The following is a 15,219-nucleotide window of genomic DNA, read 5'->3' on the forward strand; positions in this document are numbered from 1 at the left end:
CCGCCGGTGCAACCGGCGGGTCCTTCTGTCTTCTGGCCATTCGGACTGGCTCAGTGGGCGTTGAGCTCGTCGAGGGGCAGGGAGAAGCTGGCCACGAACACGTCGATGAAGTAGCGCATGGCCGGGCTCATGCGCGCTTCCAGCATGGCTTCGAGGCGTTTCCTGGCCGGCTCGAACTCCCGGTTGCCCGCATTGATCTCCTCCAGACACTTGGTATAGGCGCACAGGGTGTCGGCGTCCTTGACCAGCCGGGCGAGGGCGTCGTCCTGGGCGCCGGAGTCGAGCAGGGGACGATAATCCTCCACCAGTTCCGCCGGCAGGAGCGCCAGCAGGCGTTGCTCGGCGGCTAACTCTATCTTCTTGTATTCTCGTGCAATTTCAGGATTGAAATACTTGACCGGGGTGGGCAGGTCCCCGGTCAGCACCTCGCTGCTGTCGTGGTAGAGGGCCATGACGGCGGCGCGATCCGCATCGACGGTTCCACCGAACAAGCGGTTATGGATGAGCCCCAGGGCATGGGCCACCATGGCGACCTGCAGGCTGTGCTCGGCGATGTTCTCCGGCTGGACATTGCGCATCAGCGGCCAGCGGTAGATGAGCTTCATGCGGGAGAGGTTGGCGAAGAAGTGGCTGGGCAGCATGGTGACCTCACAAGAGAGATGAAACGGATAATGAAAAGGGCAGACCTCAGTCTGCCCTTTTTTTCCCAACACGGCACCTGCCGGGATCAGCGGATATAACGGCCGGATTCGGCCTCCTGATTGGTGACCACCATCTGACCGATGGGGGCCAGGGCAATCAGTGCCAGCTTGAGGTGCTGGATGCCGAACGGAATGCCGATGATGGTGACGAAGCAGGCCAGGGCCGAGGCGATATGGCCGATGGCCAGCCAGATGCCGATCACCAGGAACCAGAGGACATTGCCTATCATCCCGAGCGCGCCCGTGCCTATGTCGCCCTGGCCCGTCATGCTCTTGCGGCTCACCGCCTGCTTGCCGAACGGGAAGAAGGTGAAGGTGCCGATGACAAAGCAGGAGCGGCCCCAGGGAATGCCGATGAGGGAGACGAAGCAGAGCAATCCCGCCAGCCACCAGGCCAGTCCCATGATGACACCGCCGAGCAGGAACCACAGCAGGTTGAACACAAAACGAAAGAAACTCATCAGTTTGACTCCAGAACCAGATAGTTTGCCACCATAGCCGCGCGGGGCAGGGGACGCAATATGTGAATGCGGCTCCCCTTGCCCCTACGGACAGCCATGGTCGCAGCCGGGCCCGCTCGATGCCTTTTTTATGTCCTTGACGCAAAAAAACCGGACCGAGCCCAAATTATTGGCCCCTTTGCCCTTGAAGTCGGCATCCGGGCGCCCCATATCGGTCACAGAATTGCACGATTTGCCTCTCCCGAGCGCTGTTTTGCGCCGCGAAGGGCACGGATGTGGGGCTCTGCGGCTCGACGCGACCAAAGTGCGCCGCTATAATGTCGCGTCATATTTTCTCATCACAAAGACAGTCGTTGTCTTTATAAACAGGAAGACTCCGGGTCTCGACCCAGGGGCAATAAAGGGTCAGCACACAGTGCTGAGTTGAACGAGGTAAAAGAATGCAAGTTTCTGTAGAGACAACCCAAGGTCTGGAACGCCGTCTTACCATCACTGTACCGGCTGCCACCGTTGATGCCGCCGTGCGTAAAGAATTGAATGGCCTGGCCAAGACCCGTCGCATCGACGGTTTCCGTCCTGGCAAGGCTCCGGTTGCCATCATCAAGAAGATGTTCGGCGCCATGGCCCATGCCCGCGTTGCCGACGACATGATGCAGAGCAACTTCATCAAGGCCATCATCGAGAACAAACTGAGCCCGGCCGGTGCCCCGACCATGGATCCGAAAGAGATCAAAGAAGGCCAGGATTTCGAGTTCACCGCCACCTTCGAAGTGTACCCCGAGTTCGAAGTCGCCGGCCTGGAGTCCATCAAGGTCGAGAAGCCGGTTGCCTCCGTCAAGGACGAAGACCTGGCCAACATGATCGAGACCCTGCGCAAGCAGCACGCGACCTGGTCCGAGTCTGACACCGCTGCCGCTGCCGGCATGCGTGTGACCATGGACTTCGTCGGTTCCATCGACGGTGAAGAGTTCGACGGCGGCAAGGCCGAGGGCTTCACTCTGGAACTGGGCGCTGGCCGCATGATCCCGGGCTTCGAAGACGCCATCCTCGGCAAGAAAGCCGGTGACGAATTCAGCATCGACGTGACCTTCCCGGCTGACTACCACGCCGAAGCCCTGAAGGGCAAGGCGGCCAAGTTTGCCTCCAAGCTGAACAAGGTTGAAGAGCAGGTCCTGCCCGAGCTGACCGAAGAGTTCGTCAAGCGTTTCGGTATCGAGAGCGGCAACGTGGAAGATCTGAAAGCCGAAGTGCGCAAGAACATGGAGCGCGAGCTGGCCCAGGCCCTGAAAAACAGCGTGAAAGAGCAGGTACTGAACGGCCTGGTTGAAGCCAACCAGATCGATCTGCCCAAGGCTGCCGTCGAGCAAGAGATCGACACCCTGCGTCAGCAGGCGCTGCAGCGCTTCGGTGGCTTCCAGGGCGGCAACGCGCCCGAGCTGCCGGCCGAGCTGTTCCAGGCCCAGGCCGAGCGCCGTGTTCGCGTCGGTCTGCTGCTGGGTGATGTCATCCGCACCAACGAGATCAAGGCCGACGACGCCCGTGTGACCGCACTGATCGAAGCCATGGCCACCGCCTACGAAGATCCGAAGGAAGTGATCGAGTACTACCAGAAGAACGAGCAGATGCTGAACGGCGTTCGCAACCTGGCGGTAGAAGATCAAGCCATCGACCTGATCCTGTCCAAGGCGCAAGTGACCGAAAAAGAAGTGGCCTTTGACGACGTGATCAACAAGTCCGGCGCCGCTGCCTAAGAACATTTGACTTAAGGTCAAAACTGTTAAGTATAATGGCTCGTGTGATGTCCACCCGGGCCATTTTATTTTAGGGACAATGCCTTATGTACAAAAACTATAACGACGTGACAGATTCTCCCCGTAATGCCCTGATCCCCATGGTGGTCGAGCAGACCGCCAAGGGAGAGCGTTCATACGATATCTATTCCCGTCTGCTCAAAGAGCGGGTGATCTTCCTGACCGGTCAGGTCGAGGATCACATGGCCAACCTGGTGGTGGCCCAGCTGCTGTTTCTGGAGTCCGAGAGCCCGGATAAAGACATCTCCATCTATATCAACTCCCCGGGCGGCGCCGTGACCGCAGGCATGTCCATCTATGACACCATGCAGTTCATCAAGCCGGACGTGAGCACAGTGTGCATGGGGCAGGCCTGCTCCATGGGCGCCTTCCTGCTGGCTGGCGGTGCCAAGGGCAAGCGTTTCTGCCTGCCCAACGCCCGGGTGATGATCCACCAGCCCCTGGGCGGCTTCCAGGGCCAGGCATCTGACATCCAGATCCATGCCCAGGAGATCCTGAAGATCAAGAATACCCTGAACGAGCGGCTGGCGTTCCACACCGGTCAGGACATGGCCACCATAGAGCGCGACACCGACCGTGACAACTTCATGTCGGCGGAGCAGGCGATGGCCTATGGCCTGGTGGACGGCGTGTTCAACCAGCGCGGCTAAGCAGGGTACACCGGTCTGTTATAAACTCAGCAGACCGATCATCCTCTATTGATACAACGAGGTTGCTGAATGACAGAGAAACGCAAGGGTGAGGGCGACAAGCTGCTCTACTGCTCTTTTTGCGGCAAAAGCCAGCATGAAGTGCGCAAGCTGATCGCTGGCCCTTCCGTCTACATATGCGATGAGTGTGTCGAGCTGTGCAACGACATCATCCGCGAAGAGATCCGCGAGATCTCGCCCAAGCGCGATGGCGATGCCCTGCCGACCCCTCACGAGATCCGCGCGCACCTGGATGACTATGTCATCGGTCAGGAGTATGCCAAGAAGGTATTGGCCGTGGCCGTCTACAACCACTACAAGCGTCTGCGCAACAGCGGCGATGGCAGTGGCGTCGAACTCGGCAAGTCCAATATTCTGCTGATTGGCCCGACCGGCAGCGGCAAGACCCTGCTGGCCGAGACCCTGGCCCGTCTGCTGGATGTGCCCTTCACCATGGCCGATGCCACTACGCTGACCGAAGCCGGTTACGTGGGCGAAGACGTGGAGAACATCATCCAGAAGCTGCTGCAAAAGTGCGACTACGACGTGGAGAAGGCCCAGCGTGGCATCGTCTACATCGATGAGATCGACAAGATCTCCCGCAAGTCGGACAACCCCTCCATCACCCGCGACGTGTCCGGGGAAGGGGTGCAGCAGGCCCTGCTCAAGCTGATCGAAGGCACCATCGCCTCCGTGCCGCCCCAGGGCGGTCGCAAGCACCCGCAGCAGGAGTTCTTGCAGGTCGATACCTCCAAGATCCTCTTCATCTGTGGCGGTGCCTTTGCCGGCCTGGACAAGGTGATCGAGCAGCGCTCCAGCAAGGGGGCCGGGATCGGCTTTGGCGCCGAGGTGAAGTCCAAGGACGCCATGGCGACCTTGAGCGAAACCTTCGCCAAGGTGGAGCCGGAAGATCTCATCAAATACGGTCTGATCCCCGAGTTCATTGGCCGTCTGCCGGTGGTGGCGACCCTGACCGAGCTGGACGAGGCTGCCCTCATCCAGATCCTGAAAGAGCCGAAAAATGCGCTGACCAAGCAATATGCCGCGCTGTTCGATCTGGAAGGGGTGGAGCTGGAGTTCCGTGACGACGCCCTCAATGCCATTGCCCGCAAGGCGATGGAGCGCAAGACCGGTGCCCGTGGCCTGAGATCCATCGTCGAAGCCGTGCTGCTCGATACCATGTATGACCTGCCGTCCCTGGACGGGGTCAGCAAGGTGGTGATCGACGAGACGGTGATCAAGGGCGATTCCGCGCCCCTGATGATCTACGAAAATAATGATACCCAGGCGGCTGCATCCGAGTAACAGACTGATTTTTAATCAGATGAAAGGGGCTTTTTGCCCCTTTCTTGCTTTTTACGGCCAAGGCGATTGAATCTCATCTTTACGCCCCCATATACTCAGCCAAGCGCTTTGCCAACGGTATAACAAGCCGAGAGGACATATATGAACCTAGAGCGTTCAGAACGCATCGAGATTCCCGTCCTGCCTCTTCGTGACGTGGTGGTCTATCCCCACATGGTCATTCCACTCTTCGTGGGGCGGGAAAAATCCATTCGCTGTCTTGAAGCGGCCATGGAGCAAGACAAAAAAGTCCTGCTCATTGCCCAGAAGGATGCGTCAACCGATGAGCCAACCGTCGAGGAGATCTTCTCGGTCGGGACTGTGGCCAACATATTGCAGATGCTCAAGCTGCCCGACGGCACCGTCAAGGTGCTGGTGGAAGGTGGCCAGCGTGCCCGCCTCGAGCGGATGATCGACGATCACGACTTCTTCGTGGGGGAGGCCGAGTACATCGCCTCTACCCCGATAGCGGAGCAGGATCAGGAGGTGCTGGTACGCTCCGCCATCGGTCAGTTCGAAGGTTACATCAAGCTCAACAAGAAGATCCCGCCCGAGGTGCTCACCTCGATCTCGGCGATCGACGACGCGGCGCGCCTGGCTGACACCATGGCGGCCCACATGCCGCTCAAGCTCGAAGACAAGCAGAAGGTGCTGGAAATCGCCTCCGTGTCCGAGCGCATCGAGTTTCTGATGGCCATGATGGAGTCGGAGATTGACCTGCTGCAGGTCGAGAAACGCATCCGCTCCCGGGTCAAGAAGCAGATGGAGAAGAGCCAGCGGGAGTATTACCTCAACGAGCAGATGAAGGCCATCCAGAAAGAGCTGGGTGAGCTGGAAGACTCGCCCGATGAGTTCGAGGCCCTCAGTCGCAAGATTGAAGAGGCGGGCATGCCCGCCGATGCCCATGACAAGGCCCAGGCCGAACTCGCCAAGCTCAAGATGATGTCACCCATGTCGGCGGAAGCCACCGTGGTGCGCAGCTACGTCGACTGGATGGTGCAGGTGCCCTGGCGTGCCCGCTCCAAAGTCAAGAAGGACCTTGGTAAGGCGCAAGAGGTGCTGGACGCGGATCACTATGGCCTGGAGAAGGTCAAGGATCGCATCCTCGAGTATCTGGCGGTGCAGGCGCGGGTCAACAAGCTCAAGGGCCCCATCCTCTGTCTGGTCGGCCCTCCCGGTGTGGGCAAGACCTCGCTGGGTCAGTCCATCGCCAAGGCCACCGGTCGCAAGTATGTGCGCATGGCGCTGGGCGGGGTGCGTGACGAGGCGGAGATCCGCGGTCACCGCCGTACCTATATCGGCTCCATGCCCGGCAAGCTCATCCAGAAGATGGCGAAAGTCGGGGTGAAGAACCCGCTGTTTCTGCTCGACGAGATCGACAAGATGAGCTCGGACATGCGTGGCGATCCCGCCTCCGCCCTGCTGGAAGTGCTGGATCCCGAGCAGAACAACAGCTTCAACGATCACTATCTGGAAGTGGATTATGACCTGTCGGACGTGATGTTCGTGGCCACCTCCAACTCCATGAACATCCCGGGTCCGTTGCTGGATCGGATGGAAGTGATCCGTCTGTCCGGTTACACCGAGGACGAGAAGCTCAACATCGCCAAGCAGCACCTGGTGGCCAAGCAGATCCAGCGCAACGGTCTGAAGCCGGCGGAGATCACCATCGAAGACTCCGCGCTGGTTGGCGTCATTCGTTACTACACCCGGGAAGCCGGGGTGCGTAGCCTGGAGCGCGAGATCTCCAAGATCTGCCGCAAGGCGGTGAAGAAGATCCTGCTGGACAAGAGCATCAAGCAGGTGCTGGTCAATGGCGACAACCTCAAGGAGTTCCTGGGGGTACAGCGCTTCGACTACGGTAAGGCCACCGACCAGAACCAGATAGGCCAGGTGTGTGGTCTGGCGTGGACCGAGGTGGGGGGCGATCTGCTCACCATCGAGACCACCAACGTGCCGGGCAAGGGCAAGCTCACCTTCACCGGTTCCCTCGGTGACGTGATGCAGGAGTCCATCCAGGCCGCCATGACGGTGGTGCGGGCCCGGGCCGAGAAGCTGCGCATCAATGGCGACTTCTACGAGAAGCGCGACATCCACGTACACGTACCGGAAGGGGCGACCCCGAAAGACGGTCCGAGTGCCGGTATCGCCATGTGTACCGCCCTGGTCTCCAGCCTCACCGGCAACCCGGTGCGTGCCGACGTGGCCATGACGGGGGAGATCACCCTGCGTGGCGAAGTGCTGCCCATCGGCGGGCTCAAAGAGAAGCTGCTGGCGGCCCATCGCGGCGGCATCAAGCGGGTGCTGATCCCGAAAGAGAACGAGCGCGATCTCGAGGAGATCCCGGCCAACGTCAAACAAGACCTTGAAATCTATCCGGTTCGCTGGATTGACGAGGTGTTGGAACTGGCGTTGCAGGAGAATCCACAGGGGTTCGAACGCGTTTCTGTCGTATAAAAGTTGATGCGCCGCAAACTTGGCGCACATGGCCGGGGGTTAAGGCTTGCAAGCGCCGGATATCGGCAGTAGCCTTGACCCCCGTTCCGGTACTCATGATCGGTCGCAATGCGTGATGTGGCGCGGGTTTGCGCCATATTGTCACTTGCAACTGACCAGGAGGCTTGTTATAAAACCTCCACTTGTTGTGGCCAGGGAAATCAGCGCCGCAGCGATGTTCGATAAAAGGGGAATATAAGAGTGAATAAATCTCAACTGATTGACAAAATTGCAGACGGCGCCGATATCTCCAAAGCCGCCGCTGGCCGTGCGCTGGATGCTTTCATTGATGCAGTGGGTGAGGCCCTGAAAGAGGGTGACCAGGTTGCGCTGGTTGGCTTCGGTACCTTCGCCGTTCGTGAGCGCGCCGCTCGTTCCGGCCGCAACCCGCAAACTGGTGCGACCATCGAGATCGCCGCAGGCAAAGTGCCTGCCTTCAAGGCCGGCAAGGCCCTGAAAGACGCTGTCAACTGAGTCGGTTGCTGATCCTGTCGGCTCCGTCCTTGGTCGCAGACCAGACAAAGTGAGAGGGCTCTCCCTCATACTGATTGACCAAGGCGCATCGCAATCGGTGCGCCTTTTCATTATTCATGCCCATCGAGTACGGGAGCATAAGTACACACATGATGTTGGATAAACTACGGGAAGGGGCGCAGGGCACGGTAGCCAAGGTAATACTGGGGCTCATCATCCTCTCCTTCGCCTTGGCCGGGGTAGGCAGCTACCTCAATGGCCCGGCTCGCAGCGCCCCCGCCACCGTCAATGGCATTGAAATCAGCCAGCAAGCGCTGGAAAACGCCTATCGCAACGAGCGTGCTCGCATGGAATCCCAGATGGGGGACGCCTTCAACCAGCTGGCCGCCAACCCGGATTACATGAAGCAGTTCCGCCGCACCGTGCTTGACCGGCTGATCGACCAGGCGCTGGTAGACGGCAAGGCCCGGGACCTGGGGCTGCGCGTCAGTGACGAGCAGATCAAGCAGGCCATCATCGCCATGCCGGAGTTTGCCGAGAACGGCCAGTTCAACAACGACCGCTACCTGCAGCTCATTCGTCGCGCCAACATGACCCCGGAGATGTTCCGCGACTCCCTGCGCCAGGACATGGTGCGCCAGCAACTGGTTGGCGCCCTGCTCGGCACCGAATTCGCCCTCAAGGGCGAGGCGGAGCAGCTGGACAAGCTCTACAACCAGACCCGGGATCTGCGTCTGGTGCGCCTGGCCGCCGATCGCTACCAGGGCGAGGTCAAGGTGAGCGATGAAGAGGTGGAGCAGTTCTACAAGAGCAATGCCCCCCGCTTCATGAACGACGAGCAGGTCAAGGTCGATTACCTGCTGCTCGATGCCGCCACCATGGGCAAAGAGATCAAGGTGACCGAGCAGGAGGCCCGCGACTACTACGATCAGCACCAGGACTTGTTCCAGCGTGCCGAGCGTCGCCAGGTGGCCCATATCCTGATCCCCTTTGACAAGGATGAAAAGGCCGCCGAGCAGAAAGCCGAGGCCGTGTTGGCCAAGGCCAAGGCGGGTGACGATTTCGCCGCGCTGGCCAAGGCCAACTCCTCCGACACCTTCTCCGCCAAGAAGGGCGGCGAGCTGGACTGGTTCGAGAAGGGAGTCATGGATCCTGCCTTCGAACAGGCTGCCTTCGCCCTGAAGCAGGCAGGGGATCTCTCCAACCTGGTGAAGAGCCCGTTCGGCTTTCACATCATCAAGCTGATCGGGGTCGAGCCTGCCAAGACCAAGCCGTTCAGCGACGTGATGAGTGACACCATCGCCCGTCTGCAGGCAGACAAGGCGAAGGAGCAGTTCTTCAACCTGCAGCAGACCATGGCCGACACCAGCTTCGAGAACCCGGACTCCCTGGACATGACAGCGGATGCCCTGGGTCTCAAGGTGCAATCCGTCGACTACTTCAGCCAGGGCGATGCGCCGGCGCCGCTCAACGATGGCAAGGTGCTCAGCGCCGCCTTCTCGGAGCAGCTGCGCGACGAGAACACCAACTCGGACGTGATCGAACTGGGTGACGGCAAGGCGCTGGTGCTCCATGTGACCGGTTACCAGCCCAAGGCGGTCAAGCCCCTGGCCGAGGTGAAGGATCAGGTCGTTGCCGCCATCACCCACGACAAGGCGAGCGAGATCGCCCGTGGCAAGGCCCAGGGCCTGCTCGAGCAGATCAAGGCCGGGGATGACATCCGCGCCGAACTGGCTGCACTCGGCCTCGAGATAGAGACCCACCAGGGGGTGGCCCGTTTCGCCCAGGATCTGGATCAGTCCCTGCTGGCCGATGCCTTCCGTCTGCCCCATCCGGTCGACGGCAAGCCGAGCGTGGATCTGGTGTCCGAGGCCAATGGTGACAGGGTCATCGTCGCCCTGGACAAGGTCAATGTGCCCAAGGAAGCATCCCAGATGCTGACCATGCTGCAAGGGCAGCTGGGTCAGGGCAAGGCCCAGGCGAGCTATCAGTCCCTGGTCGAGGCGCTGCGCAAGTCCGCCAAGATCGAGTACTTCGCCGATGCCGAGGCCACGGTGGAGTGATCTCCCCCAGGCAGTGAATGACGAGGGCCCGCAATCGCGGGCCCTTTTTCATGGCGCTGGCGCACGGAAATAAAAAGAGGAGGCTGGCATGGCGCCAGCCTCCTCTCCTGTCTCATGGGCAAGGCATGGACTAGATGGCCAGGTACTCCAGCTCGACCCCGCCCAGGGCCTTGAGCACGGATCTGGCCGCATCCTGCTGGCTGATCTGGCCCTTGCCGTTCTCCACCAGCACGGCCCGGCGCAACTGGCCGAGATCGGCGCCATTGAGCACGGCGTGGGCACAGGCCATCTGCATGGGGGGGAGGCTGGGGTTGAAGGCGGCGTTTTCGGCGTAGCGGCCGCAGAAGGTACGGCCGTCGGCAAACGCCAGGGCCACGGCGGCATAGCCCTGGCTGTAGGGGGCATAGCTCTGGCGGGCGGCGGCCAGGGCGGCGCACACCAGGGGATCCTCGCTGGTGAAGGGCAGATCATGGTGCTGCGGGCTCATCAGGGCATCTGTGATGTCGAGGTCTGCCGGACCGAACGAGTGGGGCAGGAAGGCCTGCAATGTGCTGATGTCGTCCGGCAGGGAGACCTTGAGCACCTTGGCGGTGCTCAGCTCGTTCATGAACTGGCGGCAGTGGCCGCAGGGGGTGTAGTTGACCGTGATCTCCGAGATGCCGGTCTCGCCGCCGAGCCAGGCGTTGGAGATGGCGGATTGCTCGGCGTGGACCGAGTGGAACAGGCCTTGACCGGCGAATTCCATGTTGGCTCCCAGATACCAGTGACCGCTGAGGCCGCAGGCGATGGCGCCGACGAAGAACTGGGAGATGGGGGCGACCGAGCAGGCGGCGGCCAGGGGCAGCAGGGCGAGGCGCAGCTCACGCTCGCCAAGCCGGGTGGCATCCATCAGTTGCTGGATCTGTGCCGGGCTGAAGCTGGCGGAAAAATCGTCGCCGAGCATGGGGGTCACGGCGGCGCTCAGGTCCGCCGGCAGGCTGTCGAGTGTCTTGGCAAAGCGGGGATGCATCTATCTGTCCTCATGGGCCAATTGGGAGGACATTGTAGGGAGTGACTCAGCCGATTTGTGTGAACTGGCTCACAGCCTGACTGCGCTGTGTCGGCCACGCCCGAAGGGAAACGTTTGCCCTTGTCGCCCCCTGTCTGGCGGCGGACCATGGTGTCGCTCATGGCGTCATCCATGGGCGCGCGGGGCAGGGGATGGCGCCCCGATGACGGCGTCATGGGGCTCAGGGGATCAGCCAGTGATAGAGGGCGAACAGCAGCGGCGCCACGGCGGCGGTGAGTATGCCGCACATCACCATGGCCAGCGAGGCGAAGGCCCCCTGGCTTATCCCCCGCTCGGCGGAGGCGGCGGTACCGATGGCATGGGCGCAGGCCCCCATGGCGAGCCCCTGGGCCTCGGGGTCGGTCACCCGCAGCAACCTGAGCAGGGGGTAGCCAATCAGGGCGCCCGTGATGCCCACCACCACCACCACGGCCGCCGCGATGGCAGGGATGCCGCCGATGGACTGGCTGACGCTCATGGCCAGCGGCGTGGTGATGGACTTGGTGGAGAGGGAGGCGAGTAGGGCGGGATCCGCCCCCAGCCAGTGGCCTATGGCCAAGGTGGTGCAGACCGAGATCAGGACGGAGGCCAGGGTGCAGATCAATATGGGCTTGAGCCTGGCCTGGATCTGGCGCGCCTGCTGGTAGAGGGGCAGGGCCAGGGCCACCACGGCGGGCTCCAGCAGGGCCGTGATGGGGCGAGTACCGCTCTCGTACTCCGCCAGGGGCAGATCCAGCCAGAGCAGCAGGCCGATGATCACGGCCGTGGGCACCAGCACCGGATTGATGATGGGCCAGGGCAGCTTGCGGTAGAGGGCACGGGTCAGGAAATAGAGCGCCAGGGTGAGGGGCAGTGCCAGCCAGATCATGGTTTCATCTCCCGGTTCATGCGTTGATAGAGACGGCCGACCACGGCCAGGATCAGCACTATGCCGACGACGACGCACAGCAAGATGATCTCGATGGATTGACGCAGGGGCTCGAGCCAGGCCACCAGGCCGACGGCGACCGGCACGAACAAGACCCCCATGTGGCGCAGCAGCAGGCCTGCGCTTTGCTCGACCCAGTGCAGCTTGACGAGTTGCAGGGAGAGCAGCACGAACAGGATGAGCAGACCCAGTATGCTGCCGGGGAAGGCGAAGGGCAGCAGGGCCACGATGGCCTTGCCTGCCAACAGACAGGCGAGGATGACCATGAAGTCGCGAAGGTAGATCAAGGTGCGTCGAACCAGCACAAGAGCCTCGTTGAATAGCTGTGAGCGGGTTCGCAGTTTATCAGAGTGACGGGGTAACAGGACAGGGCCAACTGGCCCATCACAGCCCATGGGGATGACCTGAACGACTCAGGCTCCTGCGGGAGCTTGAGTGCCCTGATGGTGGCATGGATTCAGTAGCGCCACTCGATCCCCATGGCGTAATTGGCCTGGCCATATCCAGGGATCTGGTTGGTGGAGGCGAGGGCCTTGAAGGTGAGCAGAGGGCTGAGGGGGATGCCAAGGCCCATGCCGACCGCTATCTGATCGTTGGGGTTGCCTATCATGTCCGCCCGCAGCATGCGGTAGAGGGAGAGATCCTGGCTCATGTGGACATAGCTTTGGGAGGCTAGGTTGTAGAGCTGGCCGAATACCTCCAGCTGGAACCCGGCCTGGGGGGTGATGACGATGGGCAGGCCGGCAAACTTGTAGAGATCCGAATAACTGAAATAGCTGTTGGTGATGGCCGGGGTGAAATCCGTCTTGCGGTAGAGGGCGTTGAAGCTCTCCTGCATCAGCAGATAACTCTGGCGCGGCAACTGCAACAGGTAGTCCGGCAGCTCGAAGCGGGGAGAGGCGAGGGCCGCGGGGGTCAATAGGGTCAGGCCAAGCAGGTTGGCGCAGAGCAGGTTGGCGCGCATCTTCTATCTGTTATCCCTCAAGGGCTCTGGCCCCGGCTGATCACGACCTACCGGCATTATGGCGCCAGCAGGCCGCATTCACAGGGGTTTAACTGTGAAACTTGTCACAAGTTACAGATTTTCAAGGTAGTGATAGAGGGACTTCAGGATGGCAAAGTTCCGATCGTTCCCCTGATTCTGCTCCGCCAGCGCCTCGAGGCGGGGCACATAGTCCGGCAGGCGGCGGCTGAAGTAGTCGCTGCAGTGCAGGCGCCAGCGCTTCTGCTCCGCTTCGCTCAAGGTATGGGGCCAGTTGCGGGCGCGGTAGCGAAACAGCATCTCCGGCAGGCGCGGGTCGCTGAAGGCAAACTCCCGCTCCCCCAGCAGATCCGCCGGGGTGGCGCGCACCAGATCCAGGGTGGACTTGTCGCCGTGGCCAAAGAAACCGGCGTAGAGCTGGGTATCGGGATCGCCGTCGTTGCTGCCGGCAAACTCCTGATTGAACACCTCCACCAGTTTCTCCCGCACCTCGGGGTGGGCTCGCAGCAGATCCAGGCTCTTGCGGCACTGCTCCCTGTCGATGCCAAGCTGATCGGCCCGCTCCGGCGTCAGGGTGGCGGCCGGCGCCAGCACCGGGCACTTGTTGATGTGCACCAGCTTGACCGGAATACCGGCCAGCTCCCCGAGATCCTCTTTTTTGGTGTAGAGGCGTTCCCTGATCTCCTCGCTGGTGAGCTCGATGAGGGGGGTGGGGTCGCGGGTCAGATCCACCATGATCACCGCGTTCTGGTTGCTGGGGTGCCAGGCGAGCGGCGACACCCAGCTCGCACACCCCTGCCAGGGGGAGAACATGCCGGAGACGTGGACCAGGGGCTTCATGGTCACCACGTCGATGAGGGCCTTCACCTTGTTCTTGTTGCGCAGGGCAAACAGGTAGTCAAACAGCTTGGGCTGGGCTTTCTTGACCAGCTTGGCCATCTCTATGGTGGCCAGCACGTCCGAGAGCGCATCGTGGGCGTTGGCGTGGGCCACGCCGTTGGCCACCGTCAGCTTCTCCAGCCGAAAGCTCGGCTTGCCCTCGTCGTCGAAGGCCCAGGTTATCCCCTCCGGGCGCAGGGCGTAGCAGGCCCGCAGCATGTCGAGGATATCCCAGCGGGAGTTGCCGTTCTGCCAGGCGTAGGCGTAGGGGTCGTAGAAGTTGCGATACAGGGTGTAGCGGGTCACCTCGTCATCGAAGCGAATGCTGTTGTAGCCCAGCACGCAGGTATCCGGCTTGGCAAACTCGCCATGGATCTGGGCGATGAAATCCGCCTCGCACAGCCCGTCCTTCATCGCCTTTTGCGGGGTGATCCCCGTGATGAGGCAAGCCTCCGGATCCGGCAGATAGTCTGCCGGCGGTTTGCAATAGATGATCAGGGGCTCGCCGATGACATTGAAATCGGCGTCGGTACGGATGCCGGCAAACTGCGCCGGTCTGTCCCGTGCCGGGCTGATGCCGAAGGTCTCGTAATCGTGGAAGTAGAAGGTGGCTTGTGTCATGGCTCTCTGTCGACGCAGGGGAAAACGGGGCCGCGAGGGCCTGGACCGCCAATGCTGGCACAGATGGGGAACCCACTGCAACGCTGCTGGCGCCTGGCGGGTGTGTCTGCCGCTTTATTGGCCGACCAGGCGTCTTGTTCGAGCCCCTGGTTGTCATTCGACTATGGTCTACTATGAGTTGGAATATCAAGTTGATAGCGTCTAATCAGGCTCGAGGGGAAACCATATGATCAATGGCATCATGACATGGGCGGCCTGCGGCCTGCTGCTGATGGCGAGTCAATCCCAGGCCCGGGAGCAGGCAGACGAGGTGCTCCTCACCGTCAGCGGCGCCGGGTGCTGTGGTGGGGCCGGGGTAGCCCATTACACGGCAGCCGATCTGGCGGCCCTGCCCCAGAGCGAGCTGGTGACCGCGACCCCCTGGACGCAAGGCAAGCACAGCTATCGCGGTGTCCTGTTCAAGACCCTGGCCGACAGCCTGGGGCTGCGGGCCGGTCAGTTCAAGGTGAGCGCCATCAATGACTACTGGACCCTGCTGCCCGGCGCCGATCTGGATGCCTATCCCGTGCTGCTGGCGACCGAGCAGGATGGCAAGGTCCTGACCCTGCGCAACAAGGGGCCAGTCTGGGTCGTCTATCCGCTGTCGGATCATCCCGAGCTGGATCGGGAGCAGTATCACAGCCAGATGGTGTGGCAGGTGAATCGCATCGAGGCGCAATGAG

14 protein-coding genes are annotated in these 15,219 nt (G+C 61.4%); 7 read left to right on the forward strand and 7 right to left on the reverse strand.

The genetic code is table 11. From position 1 onward, the window contains the following. Positions 1 to 50: 50 nt before the first annotated feature. Positions 51 to 641, reverse strand: a complete 591-nt coding sequence (gene yfbR / locus ACW5W4_RS00110) for a 5'-deoxynucleotidase (RefSeq protein ID WP_456687978.1) — start codon at positions 639 to 641, stop codon at positions 51 to 53. Positions 642 to 727: 86 nt separating this feature from the next. Then, positions 728 to 1,162, reverse strand: a complete 435-nt coding sequence (locus tag ACW5W4_RS00115; protein ID WP_408793008.1) for a YccF domain-containing protein — start codon at positions 1,160 to 1,162, stop codon at positions 728 to 730. A 440-nt stretch (positions 1,163 to 1,602) separates the two neighbouring features. On the opposite strand from ACW5W4_RS00115, the gene tig reads away from it, so the two are divergent. From tig to ppiD, 6 genes are all read left to right on the forward strand, one after another. Further along, positions 1,603 to 2,913, forward strand: a complete 1,311-nt coding sequence (gene tig, locus ACW5W4_RS00120; RefSeq protein ID WP_456687979.1) for a trigger factor — start codon at positions 1,603 to 1,605, stop codon at positions 2,911 to 2,913. An 86-nt stretch (positions 2,914 to 2,999) separates the two neighbouring features. Continuing rightward, complete coding sequence (clpP, locus tag ACW5W4_RS00125) at positions 3,000 to 3,623, forward strand: ATP-dependent Clp endopeptidase proteolytic subunit ClpP (protein WP_041996934.1); 624 nt, start codon at positions 3,000 to 3,002, stop codon at positions 3,621 to 3,623. A 69-nt stretch (positions 3,624 to 3,692) separates the two neighbouring features. Then, a complete protein-coding gene (gene clpX, locus ACW5W4_RS00130) occupies positions 3,693 to 4,967 on the forward strand; it encodes an ATP-dependent protease ATP-binding subunit ClpX (RefSeq protein ID WP_041996937.1) in 1,275 nt (424 codons plus the stop codon). Between the two features lie 141 nt (positions 4,968 to 5,108). Further along, positions 5,109 to 7,463, forward strand: a complete 2,355-nt coding sequence (lon, locus tag ACW5W4_RS00135) for an endopeptidase La (RefSeq protein ID WP_408793014.1) — start codon at positions 5,109 to 5,111, stop codon at positions 7,461 to 7,463. Between the two features lie 240 nt (positions 7,464 to 7,703). Continuing rightward, on the forward strand, positions 7,704 to 7,976 hold the full coding sequence (gene hupB / locus ACW5W4_RS00140; protein WP_005315375.1) for a nucleoid-associated protein HU-beta: 273 nt from the start codon (positions 7,704 to 7,706) through the stop codon (positions 7,974 to 7,976). Between the two features lie 149 nt (positions 7,977 to 8,125). After that, positions 8,126 to 10,039, forward strand: a complete 1,914-nt coding sequence (gene ppiD, locus ACW5W4_RS00145; protein WP_456687980.1) for a peptidylprolyl isomerase — start codon at positions 8,126 to 8,128, stop codon at positions 10,037 to 10,039. A gap of 130 nt (positions 10,040 to 10,169) precedes the next feature. On the opposite strand, the gene cdd is transcribed toward ppiD, so the two are convergent. From cdd to sbcB, 5 genes are all read right to left on the reverse strand, one after another. Continuing rightward, the gene (gene cdd, locus ACW5W4_RS00150; protein ID WP_456687981.1) at positions 10,170 to 11,048 is read right to left on the reverse strand and encodes a cytidine deaminase; all 879 of its coding nucleotides are present in this window, start codon (positions 11,046 to 11,048) and stop codon (positions 10,170 to 10,172) included. Between the two features lie 220 nt (positions 11,049 to 11,268). Continuing rightward, entirely contained in the window at positions 11,269 to 11,955 is a 687-nt protein-coding gene (locus ACW5W4_RS00155; RefSeq protein WP_408793020.1) for an LrgB family protein, read from the reverse strand. Next, positions 11,952 to 12,281: a CidA/LrgA family protein gene (locus ACW5W4_RS00160; RefSeq protein ID WP_456688173.1), complete on the reverse strand. Its 330-nt coding sequence runs from the start codon at positions 12,279 to 12,281 to the stop codon at positions 11,952 to 11,954. Before ACW5W4_RS00160 ends, ACW5W4_RS00155 begins: the two co-directional genes overlap by 4 nt. A gap of 191 nt (positions 12,282 to 12,472) precedes the next feature. Continuing rightward, complete coding sequence (locus ACW5W4_RS00165; RefSeq protein ID WP_456687982.1) at positions 12,473 to 12,979, reverse strand: hypothetical protein; 507 nt, start codon at positions 12,977 to 12,979, stop codon at positions 12,473 to 12,475. A 111-nt stretch (positions 12,980 to 13,090) separates the two neighbouring features. Then, the gene (sbcB, locus tag ACW5W4_RS00170) at positions 13,091 to 14,497 is read right to left on the reverse strand and encodes an exodeoxyribonuclease I (RefSeq protein WP_456687983.1); all 1,407 of its coding nucleotides are present in this window, start codon (positions 14,495 to 14,497) and stop codon (positions 13,091 to 13,093) included. A 226-nt stretch (positions 14,498 to 14,723) separates the two neighbouring features. On the opposite strand from sbcB, the gene ACW5W4_RS00175 reads away from it, so the two are divergent. Continuing rightward, a complete protein-coding gene (locus ACW5W4_RS00175) occupies positions 14,724 to 15,218 on the forward strand; it encodes a molybdopterin-binding oxidoreductase (RefSeq protein ID WP_427261699.1) in 495 nt (164 codons plus the stop codon). The last annotated feature ends 1 nt before the right edge of the window (position 15,219 follow it).

Source organism: Aeromonas crassostreae, assembly GCF_054052445.1.

Excerpts from the sequence above, each read along its gene's own strand:
- clpX (WP_041996937.1), top strand. The coding sequence starts at position 3,693 with ATGACAGAGAAACGCAAGGGTGAGGGCGACAAGCTGCTCTACTGCTCT.
- ACW5W4_RS00155 (WP_408793020.1), bottom strand. The coding sequence starts at position 11,955 with ATGATCTGGCTGGCACTGCCCCTCACCCTGGCGCTCTATTTCCTGACC.
- yfbR (WP_456687978.1), bottom strand. The coding sequence starts at position 641 with ATGCTGCCCAGCCACTTCTTCGCCAACCTCTCCCGCATGAAGCTCATC.
- ACW5W4_RS00175 (WP_427261699.1), top strand. The coding sequence starts at position 14,724 with ATGATCAATGGCATCATGACATGGGCGGCCTGCGGCCTGCTGCTGATG.
- tig (WP_456687979.1), top strand. The coding sequence starts at position 1,603 with ATGCAAGTTTCTGTAGAGACAACCCAAGGTCTGGAACGCCGTCTTACC.
- ACW5W4_RS00165 (WP_456687982.1), bottom strand. The coding sequence starts at position 12,979 with ATGCGCGCCAACCTGCTCTGCGCCAACCTGCTTGGCCTGACCCTATTG.
- sbcB (WP_456687983.1), bottom strand. The coding sequence starts at position 14,497 with ATGACACAAGCCACCTTCTACTTCCACGATTACGAGACCTTCGGCATC.
- cdd (WP_456687981.1), bottom strand. The coding sequence starts at position 11,048 with ATGCATCCCCGCTTTGCCAAGACACTCGACAGCCTGCCGGCGGACCTG.
- ACW5W4_RS00160 (WP_456688173.1), bottom strand. The coding sequence starts at position 12,281 with ATGGTCATCCTCGCCTGTCTGTTGGCAGGCAAGGCCATCGTGGCCCTG.
- lon (WP_408793014.1), top strand. The coding sequence starts at position 5,109 with ATGAACCTAGAGCGTTCAGAACGCATCGAGATTCCCGTCCTGCCTCTT.
- clpP (WP_041996934.1), top strand. The coding sequence starts at position 3,000 with ATGTACAAAAACTATAACGACGTGACAGATTCTCCCCGTAATGCCCTG.
- ppiD (WP_456687980.1), top strand. The coding sequence starts at position 8,126 with ATGATGTTGGATAAACTACGGGAAGGGGCGCAGGGCACGGTAGCCAAG.
- ACW5W4_RS00115 (WP_408793008.1), bottom strand. The coding sequence starts at position 1,162 with ATGAGTTTCTTTCGTTTTGTGTTCAACCTGCTGTGGTTCCTGCTCGGC.